This is a genomic window from Singulisphaera chitinilytica (genome assembly GCF_049331405.1).
Classification (GTDB): Bacteria; Planctomycetota; Planctomycetia; order Isosphaerales; family Isosphaeraceae; genus PoT.
The window spans coordinates 1,120,613-1,137,918 of the sequence record NZ_CP186274.1 but is presented as its reverse complement, the minus strand read 5'-3'; the positions used below and the strand labels follow the sequence as shown (position 1 = coordinate 1,137,918).

Here is a 17,306-nt window from a genome sequence, read left to right as displayed (position 1 = left end):
CCTCTCTCCCGGTAGACGATCCGAAATCGGGGGAGAGAGGACCTATGACGCACATGACCCTGGAGCCGATCAACCGCCTCTTCCAGACCGGCACGGTGGCGGGCCTGAGCGATGGCCAGCTCCTCGAGCGTTTCCTCGCCGACCGCGACGCCTCGGCCTTCGACGCCCTGGTGAAGCGGCACGGGCCGATGGTGTTGGGGGTCTGCCGCGCGGTCCTGCGCGACAAGCACGACGCCGAGGACGCCTTCCAGGCCACGTTCCTGATCCTGGTCCGCAAGGCCGGCACGATCCGAGGCTGCGACGCCCTCGGGGGCTGGCTTTATCGCGTCGCCCGCCGCGTCTCCGTCGAGGCGAACCGGCGCGAGAGCCGTCGCCGCAAGCGGGAGGGAATGGCCGGGGAACGCGCCGGGCTCTCCGCGGTCTTCGAAGCCCAGACTCGGGACGATGAGGTCATGAGCGGGCTCCATGAGGAGATCTCCCGACTCCCCGAGGCCGAGCGGCTCTCAATCCTCCTCTGCGACTTCCAGGGGGTCGCCCACTCCCAGGCCGCCGAGCAGCTTTCCTGGAGCGAGCGCACGCTGCGGAGGCGACTCGCCTCGGGTCGCGAGCGATTGCGTTCGCGGCTCACGCGCCGAGGGCTCCTTCCCGCGGGCCTCGCGGTGACGTCCCTCGCCGACGGCGCGGCCATCGGCCAGTGGAACGACATCATCGCGAGGGTCACGCTCGACGGTAGCGGCGGAGTTGCCTCGGCATCTTCAACCGCCCGGGCCCTCGCCGGGGGTGTGATCCGCTCGCTGGCCCTCCGCAACCTGGCGATCGCCTCGGGCCTGGCCTTGATGGCAGGACTAATTGGAGTGACCGGCCTCGCGGTTTTCCTTCGTTCCGACGAGCCCCCCGCCGCTCCAAACGCCATGCCCCCCGTTGCCAAGAAAGAGATTGAGGAGGTCCAGAACTGGGCGAAGCTCGATGTCGTCGGCAAGCGACCGGTGCGAGGCCGGGTCGTCGACCCCGACGGCAAGCCCGTCGCGGGGGCGTCGATCTATGTGCAGGCTCATTCCATGTCCGTCCACTTCCCCGACCACCCGGCGCCGGCGCAGTCGGGGCTCGTGGCGAAGACGGATGCAGACGGCCGATTCCTGTTCGACCTCGACAAGGGCTCGAGCGACTGGCGAGACGCGAGCGAGATCCCCTGGCACCGGGCCACGATCGCGGCCGAGGCCCCCGGTTTCGGCCCCGCGTTTATCCAGGCCGGGACGCTCCCCGAGGAAGGAGAGACGACCTGGAAGCTCACGCGCGACGACATCCCGATCCGGGGCCGGCTCATCGACCCGCAAGGCAAAGGCCTCGCGGGGGTGAAGGTCGTCGCCCTGCACATCCGCTTCCCCATGGCCTACCAGGCGCCCACCGCCCCAGCCGACTACGACGCGATGCTCGCCAAGGGAGAGTTGGACTACAACAGGATGGCCTATCACACGGGCGTCCCCTGGCTGGGCGACAAAGGAACCTGGACGACCGATGCCGACGGCCGGTTCGAGATCAAAGGCGTTGGGCGCGACCAGGCCATCTGCCTGGAGGTCGAGGGCTCGGGACTCGAGCGCCCGATATTATGGGCGATGGCCCGCCCCGCACCGGCCCACACAGCCGCGGACCCGGCCCACGCCAACGATTTGCCCCTCTATCCGGCCGAGTTCGTGCAGGTCGTCGGCCCTTCCAAGCCGATCACCGGGGTCGTGAAACGCATCGATACCGATGAGCCCCTCTCGGGTCTCCTGCTCGTCGGCTCCCGCCAAGGGCGCGGCAACACGGTCCGGACGAGGACGGACGAGCGGGGCAGGTTCCGACTCGATGGACTGCCCAAGACGCAGCTTTACTCGATCAGTGTCGAGGCTCGCACAGGAATCGACCCGTTCCTGAAAACCGAAATCATCATGGGAGACACCGAGGGCCTCGAGCCGATTGAAGTCGCGATCGCACTGGCTCCGGGGGTCGTCGTCACGGGCCGCTTGGTCGACAAGGAGACGCGACAACCTCTCCTCCCTCGCTCGATCGTCTACCGCAAGGCAGCCACGAATTCGAACGGAGGGAGTTACTCCGAGAACGGGCACTGGAGCTGGTCCTCCCCCAGGTTCCGGATCACCGTGCCGCCGGGCCGGGGCCTGCTGACGGCCTACCTCAACGACTTCGATAATCCGTACGCCCCAGCCCATCCTTCGCGAGCCAGCGTCGACGCCTTCGGCTCGAGCTTCCAGGCAGGCTCGGCCTATCGCATCGTCGACATCCCCGCAGATGCCAAATCATTCGAGGTCGAATTGGAGGCCACGCGAGGCAAGAGCCTCAAGGGGCGGGTCCTGGACCCGCAGGGCCAGCCGGTCCGCGGGGTCCTCATCCACGGCCAGCGTGCCCTCTCGAGCCAGATTATCCCATCCGATGACGGCTCATTCGAGGTCCTTGGGCTCGAATCCGGCAACCCTCGCCTCTTGCTCTTCGCGCACCAGGGGCGTCGCCTGGTTGGCTCACGAGTCATCACCGACGAGGACCTTGCTGGAGCGAAAGACGCCCCGCTCGTCGTCAGACTCACCAGCGGCGGAACGGTCAGGGGCCGGCTGATGCGCGATGACCAGCCCGCCGCCAATGCGAGGATCTCGGTCAAGGCGAACAGCCTCGACGGGCGGGCCATCTACTTCCCCAGGGCTTTCTGGCCCTTCGATGAAACCGCGACGGATTCCGAAGGCCGGTTCGCGATCGCCGGGCTCATCCCGGGCGTCAAGACGAGCTTCGTGCTCGAAGCCCCGACCAAACCCGGGCATCGCTTCGTGTTCAATGCTTCACTGCAAGACTTGAAAATCGAAGCGGGCATGGATCACGACCTCGGCGACGTGACGGTCCGTGAGGTCGCCGAATAGTCATCGACGCAGGTCGACAACAATCCGCCCTCCATGGATCCGGGCGGGATAGGCCCTCACCGCGACTCGAGGGTGCTGCAAGCAACGCCCCGTCCTGGTGTCGAACCGGAATCGGAGGCAGCCGTTCTTCGAACAGGTGACGAACTCGCCCCCCTCGCCGAACTCCGTCAAGGCCCCGCGCTGATGGGGGCAAACTCCGTCAAGGCAGGCGAGGCCCGCCTCGCCGTGGTGCAACACGTAGCTTCGGCCTTCCCGATGGAAAGCCAGGGTCGAACCGAGCGGCAGGTCGTCCAGGCTCGCGACCTCGACCTCGAAAGATTCGCGAGACTGTTCATGAATTCGCTCGAATGATGCCTGCACGCGTCCTATCTCGCCAATAGGCTGGGGGCAGGCCGCTTGTAGGCCTGCCCCCTTTGCGTTCTTCAGAGTCCGCGATCCTGCCTCAGCGCCCCGAGTCCGGGTCGCCGAACTGGATGTCGAGGCTCCGCAAATAGGTCTGGAGCCCGGCATCCTGGATCGGCAGGAGGTAGGCGATGGCCCCCGACTCGTTGTAGTGGGCGTGCCAGTAGCCGGGCGGGGTCACGAAGGCCGACGACGACTTCCAGTCGACCCGCACGGGGTCGACGATCCGCCCCTGGGCGTCGAGGTCCTTGCCGACGAGGGTGTAACACCCCGGCTGGCAGTCGATGATGAGGTCGAGCGCCACCGACTGATGCCGATGCGGCACCTGCACGGCGCCGATCGGCAGGATCCCGAACATCGCCCAGAGCGTCGGGGTGACGGTCAGGGTCTGCTCGCAAGCCTTGTTCGCCAGCAGCACGCTCACGCGGCTCCGACGGCCGGCATCGGGATCGGCCGCGGCCTTCTCCAGCTCCTTGCGAGCGTCCTCGGCGCGGAAGAGCGTCGGGCGGAACGTCGGCGTCTCGGCCCTGGCGCCCAGGTAGCGGACCATCGGCTCATCGTGGACGCAGTAAAGCGCCGAGTCGGCCTCGGCCGCAAAAACGGCCTCGCCCCCGGCCGGAAGCACAACGAAATCCCCCTGCCCCCAGGGGATCACGTTCCCATCGAACTGCGCCTCACCACGCCCTCGCATCACGAAATAAAGCTGCGACGACGCGTTGGGGTTCAGCCGGATCGACTCCCCTTCGCAGATCCTCACGAAGTTGGCGCAGAGGCTGGGGCTCGTCGCCGGCCCGCTGATCCCGAGCTGTTCGCTGAGGTCGAGCGGGATCAGGCGCGTCGTCCCCGACTCGTGCAACGTCGCCGGGAATTCCGCATACGGGATCGGCGAGATGTGCCCCGAGCCGATCGGGTCGGCCGCCTGGCTGTACTCGTAGTAGAGCCCGTCCTCGGTCAATTTCCTCGACACCGACTTGCTCGACTTCTCAACGACCGTTGCCATCTCTCGCTCCTCACCTTCGCGATTCGGCCCTCGAAAGAGCCCGGCATTCAATCCCTGGCTTTTCCCTCGTCTTACCTTAACTCAGTATACTGGTATGACCAGTGAAAGAAAAGTGGAGGCGGCCGACTCGCTACCAAAAAGGTCGTGGCCTCGGCGTCCAGTGGTTAAAATACCTATTGGTTGGGAACACAGGCGCGGTAGCCGAGGCCTTGATGAGTACCTCCGGACCAAATAAGACGATCGGCCAGCATTTCGAGCGATTTCTGGCCGGGACGAGCCAAGTCTGGCGGCTTGTCGAGGTCTGGAACGTTTCACCATGAGCCGCAAAATTAGGAGACTTCTCGCTGATCCCGACAGGAGTCCGGTCGCCGTAAGAGGCTCTTGACAAGAGGAGATAGGGCCTGCGTGCTTGTGGGTGATTACCCGTCCCACAGGAGCACGCAGGTCATGGCGACCCGAAGGCCCCACGTCCGTACCATACCCCTGAGTTGCGCCCCGAGCCAGGCTCCATGCCCCACGTGCGGCAAGCGGGGGCGCCGCAAGCAGGTCCTCCGGCGCCTCGTCCGGACCCTCGCCTACAAGCAGGTCGTCTTCCTCGACATCACTTACGGCGAGTATCGCGCCCGCTGCGGCTGCTGCAGCACCTTCCGCACCTGCCCCCCGGGCGTCGAACCTAAGGCCGCCTACGACCACAAGGTCCGAGAGGCGGTCCTCGACCGGATCCTCGACGACGGCATGAGCGTCGAGCGCGTCATCGCCTCGATGCGCCGCGACTTCCTCCTGGACCTCTCCGACGGCTTTGTCTACGACTGCCTCGACCGCAGGGTCCGCGGCCTCGACATGGCCGAGCATCGCCGCTGGATCCTGACCCGGTTCAGCGGTACGCTCTGCGTCGACGAGCTCCACCTGGGCCGATCGACGCTCCTGCTGGCCACCGACCCGCTCCAGGACCTGCCCGTGGCCTTCGCCGTCGTCGCCGGCGACGATCGCGACCACATGCGGCGGTTCCTCAAGGACCTCAAGTGGTGGGGGCTGTTGCCGCAGGTGGTGGTGACCGACGGCTCAAACCTCTATCCGACCCTGCTGGCGGAACTCTGGCCGGCGGCCCGCCATCAGTTGTGCGTCTTCCACGTCCTGAAGGACCTGCATCAGCGCGTCCTGGACGCGGTGCGTCGGATGCGGCGGGGCTCTCCCGCCGCGGCAACCGAGGCCGCAAGCGGAAGCCGGGCCGGCCCCGGCGCCGGTCGCGGCGGCGCTCGACGAACAAGGAGAAATCGGCCTTCGTCTTCAAGCATCGCTGGCTGATCGTGAAGCGCCGCGAGGGGATGAGCGCCGGGGAGCGGGCGGACCTGGAGACGATGCTGAGCTATCTGCCGGAGCTGAAGACGTTGCGGGACTTCGTGGACCGTCTCACGATGCTATTCGAGGAGGGGCAGACGGAGGAGCTGGCCCGGGGCCGGCATGCGGCGCTCCTGGGGAATCCCCGCTTCCAGAAGGTCCCCGAGCTGTCGTCGGCGATGGGGATGCTCCCCGACGAGAAGTTCGCCAAGATGATCGCGTTCCTGAAGGACCCGGCGTGCCGCCGGGTGCGGACGAACAATCATGTCGAGCGCGTCAACCGGCAGCTCCGGCATGAGGAGAAAGCGCGGTACAAGTGGCGGGAGCGTCGGACGATCGTGCGGTTCCTGGTCCTGCTCATGGACCGTCGCTACAAGCGCGAGAGGGCGATACGAAGTCGGTGGCATGGCGATCCGGGGCCGAGCGGAGATGATGGATGCTCACCAAAGGCGGTGCCCAGGGGGCGAGTGGCGTGACGCGAGGGCCAAGGACTGTCGGGATCAGCGAGAAGTGTCAAAATTAGCCCGCCGCAGTTGCCCGAATCCTTGCGGAAGTTCGTCGAGGCTCAGACAACCCGGCCGGTCGTGGAATGCTGGCCGGAGGTCGAGAAGGAGCAGACTTCGCCATACGGCCGATACTGGTATCGGGCCATCGCCTGTTTCCTGCTATCGGGTCGGATCCTGGCCAAATCCGACGGCTTGCCCAACATGACCGACGTCAACCGCCTGGGCAAGGAAGCGAACTTCAACCAGTACTTCATCGAGCAGATCGGGACGTGGCTCGTCGCGATGAAGGTGATCGAGCCCGACCACCAGCGCGGGTATGTCGCGGGACCGAATCTCGTCCACTTCTGGGCCCTCGATGAGAAACGCCTCCCCGCGATCTCGCGTCAGGCCTTCTTGCGGCTGTTCGGGAGCCAGATGGGCCACCCGTTCTGGCATCCCCACGAGCCCGAGGACTTGTGCCTGATCGAGTTCCTGTCGCTCTTCTTCATGAGTTTCAAGGGCCTCGCGATCGTTGAATCCGAGTTAGGCGGGGTCATCGACGAATTCATCCGACTGCCCGAAGATGACCTGATCGAGTGGGCGCGGAGGCTCAAAATCGCGAAGGACCGCGTCGATGTGGCCGCGTGGAAGAAGACGTTCCAACTCAGGGGCAAGAAGGCCCTGATCACCTCCCTCTACCTGGCCGAGTGGGCCTATTACTCCAAACTCAAGGCGAAGGATCCGGAGTCGTTCTTCGCCAGCCCGAATGGCCTGGCCATGTTGGGGCTGGGGCCCTCGCTCCCCGCACCGGTGTTCGCCACGACCTTCGTCGTCCAGCCCGACCTTTCCGTCTTCGCGGGGGCCGGCCTTCCCTGGGAAACGCTCGTGCCCCTGTTCCGCCACGCCACGATCAAGCGGATCGACCAGGTCTACGAGTTTCGGCTCGACCGCAAACGACTGGCCGAGTCCCCCTCGGGCAGCGAGCCGGGCAAGGAACTCCGCGAGGCCTTTCGCGACCTGGAACCTCTTCCCTCCACCGTCGCCGACTTGCTGGCGACGAAGTCGAAGGTGGGGGGCAAGCTCGCAATCCGAGGGTGCAGCGCACTGGTCAAACCCGAGAGCGACGAGGTGTTGGAGGCGATCCGACAGCACCCCAAGCTCAAAGGCTACATCGAGCCGGGAGCCCCGCCCGGTTATCTGCTCATCAAGATCCGATCCGACCCCAACGGCTTCGTCAAGCGATGCAAGGAACTCGGCTTCGACGTGGAGGCACTCTGAGCGACTCCGAGCATCTTCCGTTTGGTTTTTGACCCTCGCGTGGGGGGCCGTTACACTCACGGGCGATGGCGAAGAAGAGCGAGGTCCCCGAATTCGAGCCGATCAAGCCGACGCGAGCCCACGAGGCGATCCTGGCGCAGCTCCAGCGCAGGATCCTCGAGGGGGATCTCGCGCCGGGCGCCCGCCTCCCCTCCGAGCGTGAGATGATGGAGACGTTCGGCGTGAGCCGGCCGACGATCCGCGAGGCGCTCCGGGTGGCGGAGAGCCTCGGCCTGATCGCGGTGCGGCACGGGGATCCGGGGGGACCGAGGGTGCTGGCCCGGCCGAGCCTCGGGGTCGTCCGGGTGCTGGACAGCCTGCTGGGGGCCGAGCGGACGTCGCTGGCCGAGTTGATCGAGGCCCGGATCGTGCTCGAGGGGACCGCGGCGAGGCTGGCGGCCTCGGCTCCGGTGGGGGACCTCGGGCCGCTCGAGGAGGCCTTCCGGTCGATGGAGACGGCCCCCGACGCCGCCCGCTTCGTCGAGGCCGACGCCCTCTTCCATCGCCGGGTCGCCGAGGTCGGCGGGAACCGGCTGCTCGTCCTCTTCCTGAGCGCCCTGCACGACCCGATCGTGCGGCTGATCTCGACCGGCCTCGCCCGCGAGACCGGGAGCCAGGCCCGCGAGGCGATCCTGCTCGCCCACGCCGGGATCCTCAAGGCGATCCGGGATCGCGACGGGGTGAGTGCCGACCGGCTCTCGCGCCGGCACCTCATCGACCTCTACGCCGACCTCGTCCCCGCAGAGGCCCGCGAGCGACTCGGCTCGCTCTCAGGATGACGTGATGGCATGAACCCATATCGGCAAGGTGCCATCCGAGGTCGCGAATGCGGGCTCCTTCGGGTTCGTGGCCGACCTGGAGGGGTTGCAATCTCGCCCGCGACTGATTGAGATTCTCGGGTGCCTCACGTCGATTCCCGGCCGGGGTGCCATCGCACTCCTGTATGAACGGACATTGAACCGCTTCCGCGAGCGAAGCGCCTTCGAGGAGCCTGAATTCGCCATGTTCGACCTTTCCGCGATCCAATCGGCCCTGCAAGAATTCGGCTTCGACGGCTGGCTCCTGGGCGCCTTCCGCGACAGCAACCGCCTGGCGAGGCGAGTCCTCGACCTCGACCACAAGCCGATCTTCTCGCGCCGATTCTTCTATTCGATCCCCGCCAAGGGGGAGCCGAAGAAGCTCGTCCACTCGATCGAGACCAAGGTGCTCGACCACCTACCCGGCGAGAAGACGGTCTTCTACCGCTGGCAGGAGTTGGAGGACGGGATCGCCCACCTCACCTCGGGCATGAAGCTCCTGGCGATGGAATACTCCCCGCGCAACCGGAACCCGTACGTCTCCAGGGCCGACGCCGGCATCGTCGAGCTGGTCCGCTCGTTCGGCATCGAGGTCGTGTCGTCCGGGGACCTGATCCAGCTCTTCGAGGCGACCTGGGACGACACTCAATGGCAGCTCCACCTCGAGGCCGAGGCCGTGACGACCTCGGCCTATGAGGTCGCCTGGAAGCTGATCGCCGACCGCACCCGCGACGGCGGCTCCGTCACCGAGTGCGAGGTCCAGGCCGCCATCCTCGCGCACTTCGAGGCGCATGGCGTGACCACGAACAGCCCCCCCAACGTCTCCGTCGGCCCCCACAGCGCCGACCCGCATTTCGAGCCGAGCCCCGAGGCCGACACCCCGATCCGCCGCGGCGACTTCGTCCTCATCGACCTCTGGGCCAAGAGCAAGAAGGACCGGGGGGTCTACAGCGACCTGACCCGCGTCGGCTACGTCGGCGAGGAGGTCCCCGATGAATACGAAGAAATCTTCCAGATCGTGAAGGGGGCGAGGGACGCCGCGATCGACCTGGTGCGCACCTCGTTCGCGACGAAGTCGCCGCTCCAGGGATGGCAGGTTGACCGCGCCGCGCGAGGGGTCATCGAGGCCGCCGGCTACGGCCCGCAGTTCTTCCACCGGACCGGCCACAGCATCGGCCAGGAGACGCACGGCAACGGCGCGAACATGGACGACGTCGAGACGCACGACGAGCGCCTGGTCCTACCCCGCACCTGCTTCTCGATCGAGCCCGGCATCTACTTCGCCGGCAAGTTCGGCGTCCGCAGCGAGGTCAACGTCTTCGTCGACGCCTCCCATGAAGTCCACGTCACCGGCGGCCTGCAGCCCCACGTCCTGCCGATCCTCGCCGGCTGATCTTGCTTCAATCGGGGCGGAGAGCGCCCGTCATTCGTCCGTCGCCGTCACCTTCAAGAAGGTCGACGGCGGCGGCTTCGCCATTTCAACGTGCAGGTGCCGGCCAGCACGAGCGTCGCGAAGGCGAGCGTGCTCGGCTCCGGCACGTTCGGGTCGCCGGCCAGGCGGACGAGCGTGGCGTACACGTTCGCAGGGTTCCCACTCGTCCCGACGTGCACCACGATGTTCTTGGGGTCGAGCCAGGGCTGGATGACCGACATCGGGATCGTCGACGAGGGGGACCAGTTCTTCAGGTCCGCGGTCGAAGCCTGGCCGCCGAGCCCGCCGCTGATCTCGCCCCCGAGCGTCATGCTCATGAACTGGCCACTATAGACGCCCGTGTAGTGGATCGTCGCCGAGTCCTGAGCCCCGGAGCTCGACCCCGAACCCGAGCTCGAGGCGACCGACTGCGACAGCGGCTTCAGCGTCAGGTCGAAGCTGAAGGTCCCGCTCTCCTTCCCCGTGTAGTAGGGGCCCTGATACGTCGGGTCGCCGGGACTCACCTGGTTTCCCGAACTATCGAGCGTCGGCGTGGGAAGGCCGTAACTCGTATAAGGGCCGGAGAATAGGGTGAGTGGGGCCCCGTCGTCCTGGCCGGGCTTGTCGGAATTGTAGCTGCGTGTCGACGTCTGGTCGACGCCCCAATTCCCAAGGTTTCCTTGTACGGAAACCTGCAAAGGGATAGAATCCGCCCGGACCCTACCCACCTCGCACGCAATCAAGCAACCACAGAGCGCGATTGCATAGAAAAATTTGCACATCCTGTGCCTCCTCCGCCCGTGGCGCCGGCATCCTGCCTGCGCATGGACAGGGCGGCGAGGCTATCCGATGTGCTCACGTGCGTCAATCTCATTTCTTCGACATCGAGTCCGGAACTTCGCCACGAAATACAACGAAGTGAAAATCTTTGGATCTGAAAATTCTCATAATTGATTCTCATTGGCGGGGGGGGGGGGGAACCTCTGACGCGCCCGAGGCCCTCCCGCAAAGAAAGCCGGAATGCAAGCGACGACCCCCCATCTCGGGGCATCCATCGCTTTACTTAATCAGTGGTCTCCAAATTGAACCAGGGCGATTGCGCCATCCTGGGTAATATGTAATAACTGAAGCATGGCGGATCGCGACGACGCGGGCGAGGAGTCGGGGCTCGAGACGCCCATGCTCACCGGGTATCCATCATGGCTCGGGCCAAGTCCGCAAGGAGTTCGCGGCCGCGGTCCGCGGCCTTTGGGCGATCGAGAATAGCTGCCACTGGTCCTTGGACGCGACGTTCGGCGAGGACCGGAGCCGTCTGCGACGAGGGCACGCGGACGCGAACTTCAGCGCGTTGCGACGGACGGCATTGAGCCTGCTGAAGAACGAGTCGGAGAAGATCGGGCTGGAAGGCAAGAGGCTGATAGCAGCATCGAGCGATACCTACCTCGAGCAAGTGCTATTCTCGAAATAACTTATGGCGCAATCGCTCTGGCGATGCAGGCGGAGGAAGTTGTCATGGACATTCGCGATGCAGGCGAAGGCGATATCGAGGGAATCACGGCCATCTATAATGACGCCGTGGAGCAGACGACGGCGATTTGGAATGAGGCGAGCGTCGACTTGGCCAACCGTTCGGCATGGCTCGCTGAACGACGGAGAGTCGGCTATCCCGTGCTGGTCGCGGTCGATGGCGATGGGGGCGTATTGGGCTACGCATCATTCGGAGACTGGCGGGCCTGGGATGGCTACCGGTACACCGTGGAGCATTCCGTCTACGTCCGGAACGATCAGCGTGGCAAGGGGGTCGGCAAGGCCTTGATGCTGGCCTTGGTCGAGAGGGCGCGCGGACTCGGCAAGCATGTCATGGTGGCGGGGATCGAGGCCCGGAACGTCGCGTCAATCCGGCTGCATGAAACGCTGGGTTTCGAGCACGTCGGGCACTTGAAGCAGGTCGGCACGAAGTTCGGCACCTGGCTCGACCTCGCGTTCCTCCAGTTGACACTTGATTCTCGCACCACACCCCTCGACGCCTGAGGGTTATCCGCACTCCTGCCGAAGGGACCACAATCGCCACGCAAATCCTGCTGATGCTCAACTGACTGCGTCCGCCTCCACGACACTGGGCCCACTCGTCGTCAACTCGATGGTCGGGCTCATCCCAACGCGACTGCGGAAGACGTCGCGCGTATCAGGCGAGCCCTGCCCCACTGCCATGTGGGAAAAGACCTTCGGCGTGGGGTGGAGCCGATATGTGAAGCCCGCGTTCCACTCGGCTGAGGACGCTCGATATCCGTTGGGGCTTCGCCGGAGAGAAGAGTCGCAGGGCCTCGTGGTTTTGAGTCGGCCTATGCGACCATCTGTTGCGCTGTGACGATGCGGCCAGGGGACCTCGTTCTTGGCGACGAAGGCCTTGACCGCCTCGAGGCCCCCTTCGGATTCGGGCCGATCGAGGCTGACGCTGATGAATTCGACGCCCTTGTCCTTGTACTTGGCGTAGGTGGCCTTCAGGGACGGGAGTTCCTCGACGCAAGGCCCGCAGGTGGTCGACCAGAAGTCGATCACGACGACCTTTCCGCGTCGCCCTTCGATCGAGATGGCCTTGCCGCTGATCGCGTCCTTGAATGACAGTTCGAACGGCTTGCCGATCATCGAGCGGGCCTTGCGCCTGGCGGCGTTGGGGCCCACGGTGGATTCCGGGTAATCCCTGATGATCCGGTCCTCCATGGCGTCCTTGAGGCGGGCGTCCTTGGCCACCAGGCCGATCGTGTAGAAGAGGTTCGGGCAGCGGGGATCCTTGGGGGCGTTGCGGACGAAGTCCTCGATCGAGGGGAGGACGGCCTCGGGATCCGCTTCGATTTTTGAGAATGCAATGTGGATCTTCGCGAAGAGGGCAAGCCGGGCGAGGCCGCTCATCCGGCAAGAGATCGGCCCGGGAAACATCAAAAGGGGTCAGGAGCCTCTGACCCCTTTGCCGGCCCGCCGTTGCTTATTCGCAGCCCGTCGGGTGTCGGGCCGAGCACGGCCCAAGTCCTCGCTCGCATCGGGATCGTCCGGTCCCCATGCGTCCCCGCAAGGGGTCGGACACCCTCGACCACCCCCAGTATTCAGAGTCCCAGCCCGGTCAAGAACGCGTCGATTTGTCGCTCGTATTGGGGTCGGTCATAGGAAATCAAGGCCATTCTCCACAAGCCTTGCAGATAAGTGATGATGATTGGCCCGACGATTTCAGGGTCGAACGAGGGAGGCAGGAGCCCCGCTTCCCGGTCCGCGGCCATCCGCCCGACAATCAGCCGCACGAATATTGACATTTGATTCTGTATATATTCACGCAATTCGGGTTCCGCCAGGACCTCGGGCGTGATGCTGCTCGCCATCAGGCAAGCCCGCGACGGCGTCTCGGGGTCATCCAGGCAGTCGAGCACCGCCTCGAAGAGCGCCCGAATCCCCGCCGCGGCGGTGGAGGCCGCGGAAACCGCCCCGCCGCGGGGGCCGTTCACGGTCGCATTGTAGTAGATTAAACATTCTATATATGCGTTCTTCTTGCTTTTGAACAGATTATAGAAAGAGCCTTCGCCTATCTTCATCTGCTTGAGCAGATCCCGCAGCGACGTGTTGGAATAGCCGGTCTCCCAGAAGAGGCGAGTCGCCGCCTCCAGGGCGGCGGCGTAGTCGAATTTCAGCGTCCCCGCCATAACATCCCACCGGCCAATCTGTAGCGACCGCTAAAAGATCCACTTGACAACGCCCTTGCCTCTCCCTATCTTGTAGCGAACGCTACAGAATGTCAATAGCCTCCCCAGACGCGAGGAGATTTCCATGTCGATGATCTCGGCAACAGAGCAATATAAGGCGATGATCCGGGAGAAGCTGGGCGACAAGTTCGGACTTTTTTCCGGCGATATCGAGCGTGTCCGAAAGACCGGCCTGACCGATCACGCGCTCCAGGTCGGGCAACCCGTGCCGGATTTCGTCCTGCCCGACGCGTTCGGCCAGACGGTCTCGCTCGGGACGCTCCTGGACAAAGGGTCGGTGGTCATCAGTTTCTACCGGGGCGAATGGTGCCCTTTCTGCAATCTCGAGCTGCGCGCCCTGCAAGCGGTGTTGCCGAAGATGCGGGAGCTTGGTGCGACCCTGGTCGCGATTTCCCCGGAAAAGCCGGATCACGGCGTCGTCATGACGGAGAAGAACGAGCTCACCTTTCCGGTACTGTCGGACCTGGGCAACAGGGTGGCCCGGCAGTTCGGGATCGTGTTCCGGGTGGGCGAGGAGTTGAGCGAGTTCGCAAGGAATACCTTCCAGAACGATATCACCCTGCGGAACGGGGATGACTCACGCGAGCTCCCGGTCCCGGCGACATATGTCGTCGACCCGTTGGGAATCATCCGCTTCGCCCATGTCAACGTGGACTACATGACGGGACGAGCGGAGCCGGAGCAGATCATCGCCGCACTCGAGGCAATCCAGCAATAGGACCACCAGTGAAAGGGAAAGGGGTCAGGGGCGAATGGCACGAGGTCAAGAGCGAATGTCCATCAGGTTCGCTCTCGGAGGGTGATCGCGGGCCTGAAGGCCTGGGGCGTCGACGTGGTGGTGCGGCTGCACCAGCGCCGCCGGGCCGACGGCAAAAAGGGGTCAGGAGCGCTCTGTAGAAACCCTGATTCTCGCGACGATCATCACGTTATGTGTGATGCCCCGGAGGATGATCTCGCGGCACTGGCTCCGATAGCCCCGCGCCCGCAGCGCCGAGCCCAGCCGCCGCTTGACCATCGAGTTGACCGCCTCCGCCTGCCACGGCTGACCGTACTTCGCCTTGAACCTCTGCAGCGCCGCCCTCATCCATCGCCGCCACCTCCCGGCCGGCGGCTTGTCCGACGGCCGTCCCCGCTCCGGCGGGATCAGGGTGCGGATGCCGTAGGAGCGGACGTGCTCGTGGACCCACTCGCCGTCGAAGTCGGCGTCGGCCAGCAGCGTGCCGATCCTCGCCCGGCCCGCCGCATCCCTGAGCGCCGCCTTGAACAACACGAGGTCCGAGGCGGGGCCGCGGCCGGGGACCGCCGCCAGCACCAGGTGGCTCCGGCAATCGGCGACCAGCACGACCTTCGGGCACCTGGAGTAGGTCGTCTCCTGCGTGCCGGTCCCGGTCTTGGACCGCCGCTTGACGTAGTACCGGCTGACGTGCCGCGATTCCATCCCGGTGCCGTCAACGGCCGCCAGCGGGGCCCGGCGATTGCGGACCTTGTCCCGCAGCGCGAGGTCGAGCACCGCGTCGAACATCGCCCGGCCCGGCTTCGCCTTCAGAAGCCGCGCCGCGGCCTTCTGGAAGGTGGTGAAGTGGGGGACGGCCTCCGGGTCGATCTCCCGGGCCAGGTCGGGATAATCGGCGAGGTGGTCGGCCAGCCCGCGATAGTCAAGGCGCGCGAACTCCTTGAGCACCAGGCAGGCCAGGAGTTGGGGCTGGGTGAACTTCTTCGGGCTGAACTTGTGCCGGTGCGCGGGGAGCGCCCGACGGGCGGCGTCGTAGGCGACCCGGAGGACCCCGCGGGGATTCGCGTGGTCACACCTCATGATACGAGCCGAGATGCACGGCGGTTCACGGGTTTTCTACAGAGCAAGCGCCTCTCGTTTCTTGACGGCCGCCTCGCGGCGGGCGACGAACTCCTTGACGGCCTGGGCGGCCTCCGTCTTGCGCCGATCGAACTGCGGCAGTGGCGTGCTCTCGATCTCCTTGATGATCGCGGCCACCTCGCGCGTGTCATGAAGCGGGGCGCCGATCGAAACCGTGAGGGCATTTGAGAGGAGGAGGACGACGGGGGTGCAGCGTATGGGGGGGGTACATTGCAGTGATCCGATGATGTAAGAAATGACCTTAACCGGGAACGCCATTAAACTAGGCGGCGATCTCTTGTCCCAGCAATTGTTTACGCCATTCCGATTGTGACTTTGTCATACGTACATATTCCTTCGGCCGACGTTTCACCACGCGCGGCTGAACTCGGCCAGGACGATCGGGGTTGACCACCAGTTCCGACAGATCCTCCTCGGCACCGGCCAGCCACCACAATGGATCCACGAAGCTGATCCGATCCGCCGCCTCGCCTTGCGTTGACGCGGCCTTCAGCATGACCGCCCGCACGCGGTTGTAGACTAGGGCGTAGACGGTCAGCTCTTTGAGGACGCCGTCCACCGTCTTGCACCTCAGCACGTCCATCTTCATCGTCTGTTTCAAGTGCCTCAAATTCAGCTCTACACTCCATCTGAGGCCGTAGAGGTCAGACAGCGACGTCAGCGGATAAGCCTTGGCGTCGAGGAGGGTCGTCACCAGCGTAATCGACCGCGTGCGATACCCCTGCCGGCCGATCTCGTAACGCACCTCGCGAAGCTCCAAGGAGTCAGGCAACTCGTCGAACTGGGCCTCGGTCAGCCATTTCGGCCGCGTCAGCGGCTTGAACCATTCGACGACTTGGTCCTGCTCGTCCAGCCGCCGCAACCATCGGGACCGGGGAAGGCCCTTGGCCGATCCCTTCGAGCGGCGGGCAACGTGCGATCGGTGAGAGTTGAAATCTACAATCTGCCGGGCATGGACCCGGATCACGGCGTGGACGCTGCGTGCGGCGAGCATCGCCAGATGCAAAAACGAGCAGAATCCCCGGTCGCCGACCAGGACGTCGCCCTTCTCTAGGTGATGGTGGACGTCACCGACCAGACCCATCCGGTGGGCAAGATCTTGCCGGAGCTTTCGCAGAGCGATTGAAATCCGGTGATGCATCCTGGGACCTCCGGTTGCTGGTGTCGTCAAACAACGCCAGACTGCCGGGACGCCTTGGGTTCTTCAAGTGTTTTCTCTATTGGCCCTTACACTCGCCTAACGGCGTTCCTTCCCCCCATAATGCCTATGCCTCGACCTCTGGGAAATAGGACAAGACGATGACACATCAACACATAATTAAAAATTTAACAACTTAACCATTACAACATACAATAACAAAAATCATCTTATTTATACAATCAGATTGTTTGCGTTGAGGCTGAAGTTCTTGACTGTACGATCAAGAACGTTATGATGCTGCCATGGCACGACCGAGAGAATTCGACCGCGATAAGGCGTTGAGGCAAGCAATGACCGTGTTCTGGGAGCACGGGTATGAGGCCACATCAACCAATGACCTGATCCGGGCGATGGCGATCGGCCGCCAGAGTATGTATGACGCCTTCGGCGATAAACACCAACTTTATCTGGAGTCCTTCCGGCTCTACGAGGCGGATTCCGCGTCGGCTTTCACGGAAATCGCTTCCCGTGCCACGTCGCCCCTCGCAACGATCCGCGAGCATCTACTCTCCGTCGCCACCGGGACGAGTTTCGAGCGGTCGCGGGGTTGCTTCTACGTCAACGCAACGACGGAGTTAGCCTCGTCCGACTCCGACGTCGGAGAGCGAATTCAGTCCATAACTGCTCGATGCTTGGGCGGCTACGAAAAGCTCCTCGTCGAAGCAAAACGTCTCGGCGAGATCAGCTCGCAGGTTGATGTACGTGACGCGGCAAACTTCCTTCTCAACACCCTGAGAGGTTTGCAGGTCAGTGCCAAAGCGGGAACCTCTCCCGATGATCTGCGTGGGATCGCTTTGATGGCAATCTCGACTCTCACGCCTCGTTGAGTT

General features: G+C 64.5%; 17 protein-coding genes and 1 pseudogene. 10 read left to right on the top strand and 8 right to left on the bottom strand.

Translation table 11 applies throughout. The features are described 5' to 3' along the window. The first annotated feature begins 44 nt into the window (after positions 1 to 44). On the top strand, positions 45 to 2,903 hold the full coding sequence (locus ACOYYX_RS04455; protein ID WP_422928729.1) for a sigma-70 family RNA polymerase sigma factor: 2,859 nt from the start codon (positions 45 to 47) through the stop codon (positions 2,901 to 2,903). Here the strand turns inward: ACOYYX_RS04455 and ACOYYX_RS04450 are convergent, their stop codons facing one another. Then, a complete protein-coding gene (locus ACOYYX_RS04450) occupies positions 2,904 to 3,263 on the bottom strand; it encodes a Rieske (2Fe-2S) protein (protein ID WP_422928728.1) in 360 nt (119 codons plus the stop codon). A gap of 82 nt (positions 3,264 to 3,345) precedes the next feature. Further along, a complete protein-coding gene (locus tag ACOYYX_RS04445) occupies positions 3,346 to 4,305 on the bottom strand; it encodes a cupin (RefSeq protein WP_422928727.1) in 960 nt (319 codons plus the stop codon). A 447-nt stretch (positions 4,306 to 4,752) separates the two neighbouring features. Between ACOYYX_RS04445 and ACOYYX_RS04440 the strand changes: the two genes are divergently transcribed. The 5 genes from ACOYYX_RS04440 (at position 4,753) to ACOYYX_RS04420 (ending at position 9,635) form a co-directional block, all read left to right on the top strand. After that, entirely contained in the window at positions 4,753 to 5,610 is an 858-nt protein-coding gene (locus tag ACOYYX_RS04440; RefSeq protein WP_422928726.1) for a transposase, read from the top strand. A gap of 2 nt (positions 5,611 to 5,612) precedes the next feature. Next, positions 5,613 to 6,119 carry a hypothetical protein gene (locus ACOYYX_RS04435; protein ID WP_422928710.1) on the top strand — a complete coding sequence of 169 codons (507 nt, stop codon included), beginning with the start codon at positions 5,613 to 5,615 and terminating at the stop codon, positions 6,117 to 6,119. Between the two features lie 69 nt (positions 6,120 to 6,188). Beyond that, complete coding sequence (locus ACOYYX_RS04430; protein WP_422928725.1) at positions 6,189 to 7,406, top strand: hypothetical protein; 1,218 nt, start codon at positions 6,189 to 6,191, stop codon at positions 7,404 to 7,406. Between the two features lie 65 nt (positions 7,407 to 7,471). Beyond that, entirely contained in the window at positions 7,472 to 8,224 is a 753-nt protein-coding gene (locus ACOYYX_RS04425) for a FadR/GntR family transcriptional regulator (RefSeq protein ID WP_422928724.1), read from the top strand. A 223-nt stretch (positions 8,225 to 8,447) separates the two neighbouring features. After that, the gene (locus ACOYYX_RS04420) at positions 8,448 to 9,635 is read left to right on the top strand and encodes a M24 family metallopeptidase (protein ID WP_422928723.1); all 1,188 of its coding nucleotides are present in this window, start codon (positions 8,448 to 8,450) and stop codon (positions 9,633 to 9,635) included. 53 nt (positions 9,636 to 9,688) lie between these two features. Here the strand turns inward: ACOYYX_RS04420 and ACOYYX_RS04415 are convergent, their stop codons facing one another. Next, positions 9,689 to 10,351, bottom strand: a complete 663-nt coding sequence (locus ACOYYX_RS04415; RefSeq protein WP_422928722.1) for a PEP-CTERM sorting domain-containing protein — start codon at positions 10,349 to 10,351, stop codon at positions 9,689 to 9,691. A 521-nt stretch (positions 10,352 to 10,872) separates the two neighbouring features. Between ACOYYX_RS04415 and ACOYYX_RS04410 the strand changes: the two are divergent. After that, a pseudogene (locus ACOYYX_RS04410) lies at positions 10,873 to 11,121 on the top strand (transposase); the annotation flags it as partial. Positions 11,122 to 11,165: 44 nt separating this feature from the next. Continuing rightward, complete coding sequence (locus ACOYYX_RS04405; RefSeq protein ID WP_422928721.1) at positions 11,166 to 11,684, top strand: GNAT family N-acetyltransferase; 519 nt, start codon at positions 11,166 to 11,168, stop codon at positions 11,682 to 11,684. 57 nt (positions 11,685 to 11,741) lie between these two features. Here ACOYYX_RS04405 and ACOYYX_RS04400 read toward each other — a convergent pair whose 3' ends face one another. After that, complete coding sequence (locus tag ACOYYX_RS04400) at positions 11,742 to 12,563, bottom strand: redoxin family protein (RefSeq protein ID WP_422928720.1); 822 nt, start codon at positions 12,561 to 12,563, stop codon at positions 11,742 to 11,744. A gap of 191 nt (positions 12,564 to 12,754) precedes the next feature. After that, positions 12,755 to 13,342, bottom strand: a complete 588-nt coding sequence (locus ACOYYX_RS04395) for a TetR/AcrR family transcriptional regulator (RefSeq protein WP_422928719.1) — start codon at positions 13,340 to 13,342, stop codon at positions 12,755 to 12,757. Positions 13,343 to 13,466: 124 nt separating this feature from the next. Here ACOYYX_RS04395 and ACOYYX_RS04390 point away from each other — a divergent pair, with 124 nt between their 5' ends. Next, on the top strand, positions 13,467 to 14,120 hold the full coding sequence (locus ACOYYX_RS04390; protein ID WP_422928718.1) for a peroxiredoxin-like family protein: 654 nt from the start codon (positions 13,467 to 13,469) through the stop codon (positions 14,118 to 14,120). 162 nt (positions 14,121 to 14,282) lie between these two features. Here ACOYYX_RS04390 and ACOYYX_RS04385 read toward each other — a convergent pair whose 3' ends face one another. The 3 genes from ACOYYX_RS04385 to ACOYYX_RS04375 form a co-directional block, all read right to left on the bottom strand. After that, entirely contained in the window at positions 14,283 to 15,215 is a 933-nt protein-coding gene (locus ACOYYX_RS04385) for a transposase (RefSeq protein WP_422928717.1), read from the bottom strand. A 36-nt stretch (positions 15,216 to 15,251) separates the two neighbouring features. After that, positions 15,252 to 15,392: a hypothetical protein gene (locus ACOYYX_RS04380; protein ID WP_422928716.1), complete on the bottom strand. Its 141-nt coding sequence runs from the start codon at positions 15,390 to 15,392 to the stop codon at positions 15,252 to 15,254. 145 nt (positions 15,393 to 15,537) lie between these two features. Next, positions 15,538 to 16,416 (bottom strand): transposase, encoded by an 879-nt coding sequence (locus ACOYYX_RS04375; protein ID WP_422928715.1) that lies wholly within the window; start codon positions 16,414 to 16,416, stop codon positions 15,538 to 15,540. Positions 16,417 to 16,766: 350 nt separating this feature from the next. On the opposite strand from ACOYYX_RS04375, the gene ACOYYX_RS04370 reads away from it, so the two are divergent. Beyond that, the gene (locus ACOYYX_RS04370; protein WP_422928714.1) at positions 16,767 to 17,303 is read left to right on the top strand and encodes a TetR/AcrR family transcriptional regulator; all 537 of its coding nucleotides are present in this window, start codon (positions 16,767 to 16,769) and stop codon (positions 17,301 to 17,303) included. Positions 17,304 to 17,306 lie beyond the last annotated feature (3 nt).

What these genes read in the sequence shown, in the direction of transcription:
- ACOYYX_RS04440 (WP_422928726.1), top strand. Translation starts at nt 4,753, where the DNA reads ATGGCGACCCGAAGGCCCCACGTCCGTACCATACCCCTGAGTTGCGCC.
- ACOYYX_RS04385 (WP_422928717.1), bottom strand. Translation starts at nt 15,215, where the DNA reads ATGAGGTGTGACCACGCGAATCCCCGCGGGGTCCTCCGGGTCGCCTAC.
- ACOYYX_RS04390 (WP_422928718.1), top strand. Translation starts at nt 13,467, where the DNA reads ATGTCGATGATCTCGGCAACAGAGCAATATAAGGCGATGATCCGGGAG.
- ACOYYX_RS04455 (WP_422928729.1), top strand. Translation starts at nt 45, where the DNA reads ATGACGCACATGACCCTGGAGCCGATCAACCGCCTCTTCCAGACCGGC.
- ACOYYX_RS04375 (WP_422928715.1), bottom strand. Translation starts at nt 16,416, where the DNA reads ATGCATCACCGGATTTCAATCGCTCTGCGAAAGCTCCGGCAAGATCTT.
- ACOYYX_RS04405 (WP_422928721.1), top strand. Translation starts at nt 11,166, where the DNA reads ATGGACATTCGCGATGCAGGCGAAGGCGATATCGAGGGAATCACGGCC.
- ACOYYX_RS04370 (WP_422928714.1), top strand. Translation starts at nt 16,767, where the DNA reads ATGACCGTGTTCTGGGAGCACGGGTATGAGGCCACATCAACCAATGAC.
- ACOYYX_RS04400 (WP_422928720.1), bottom strand. Translation starts at nt 12,563, where the DNA reads ATGAGCGGCCTCGCCCGGCTTGCCCTCTTCGCGAAGATCCACATTGCA.
- ACOYYX_RS04395 (WP_422928719.1), bottom strand. Translation starts at nt 13,342, where the DNA reads ATGGCGGGGACGCTGAAATTCGACTACGCCGCCGCCCTGGAGGCGGCG.
- ACOYYX_RS04420 (WP_422928723.1), top strand. Translation starts at nt 8,448, where the DNA reads ATGTTCGACCTTTCCGCGATCCAATCGGCCCTGCAAGAATTCGGCTTC.
- ACOYYX_RS04425 (WP_422928724.1), top strand. Translation starts at nt 7,472, where the DNA reads ATGGCGAAGAAGAGCGAGGTCCCCGAATTCGAGCCGATCAAGCCGACG.
- ACOYYX_RS04445 (WP_422928727.1), bottom strand. Translation starts at nt 4,305, where the DNA reads ATGGCAACGGTCGTTGAGAAGTCGAGCAAGTCGGTGTCGAGGAAATTG.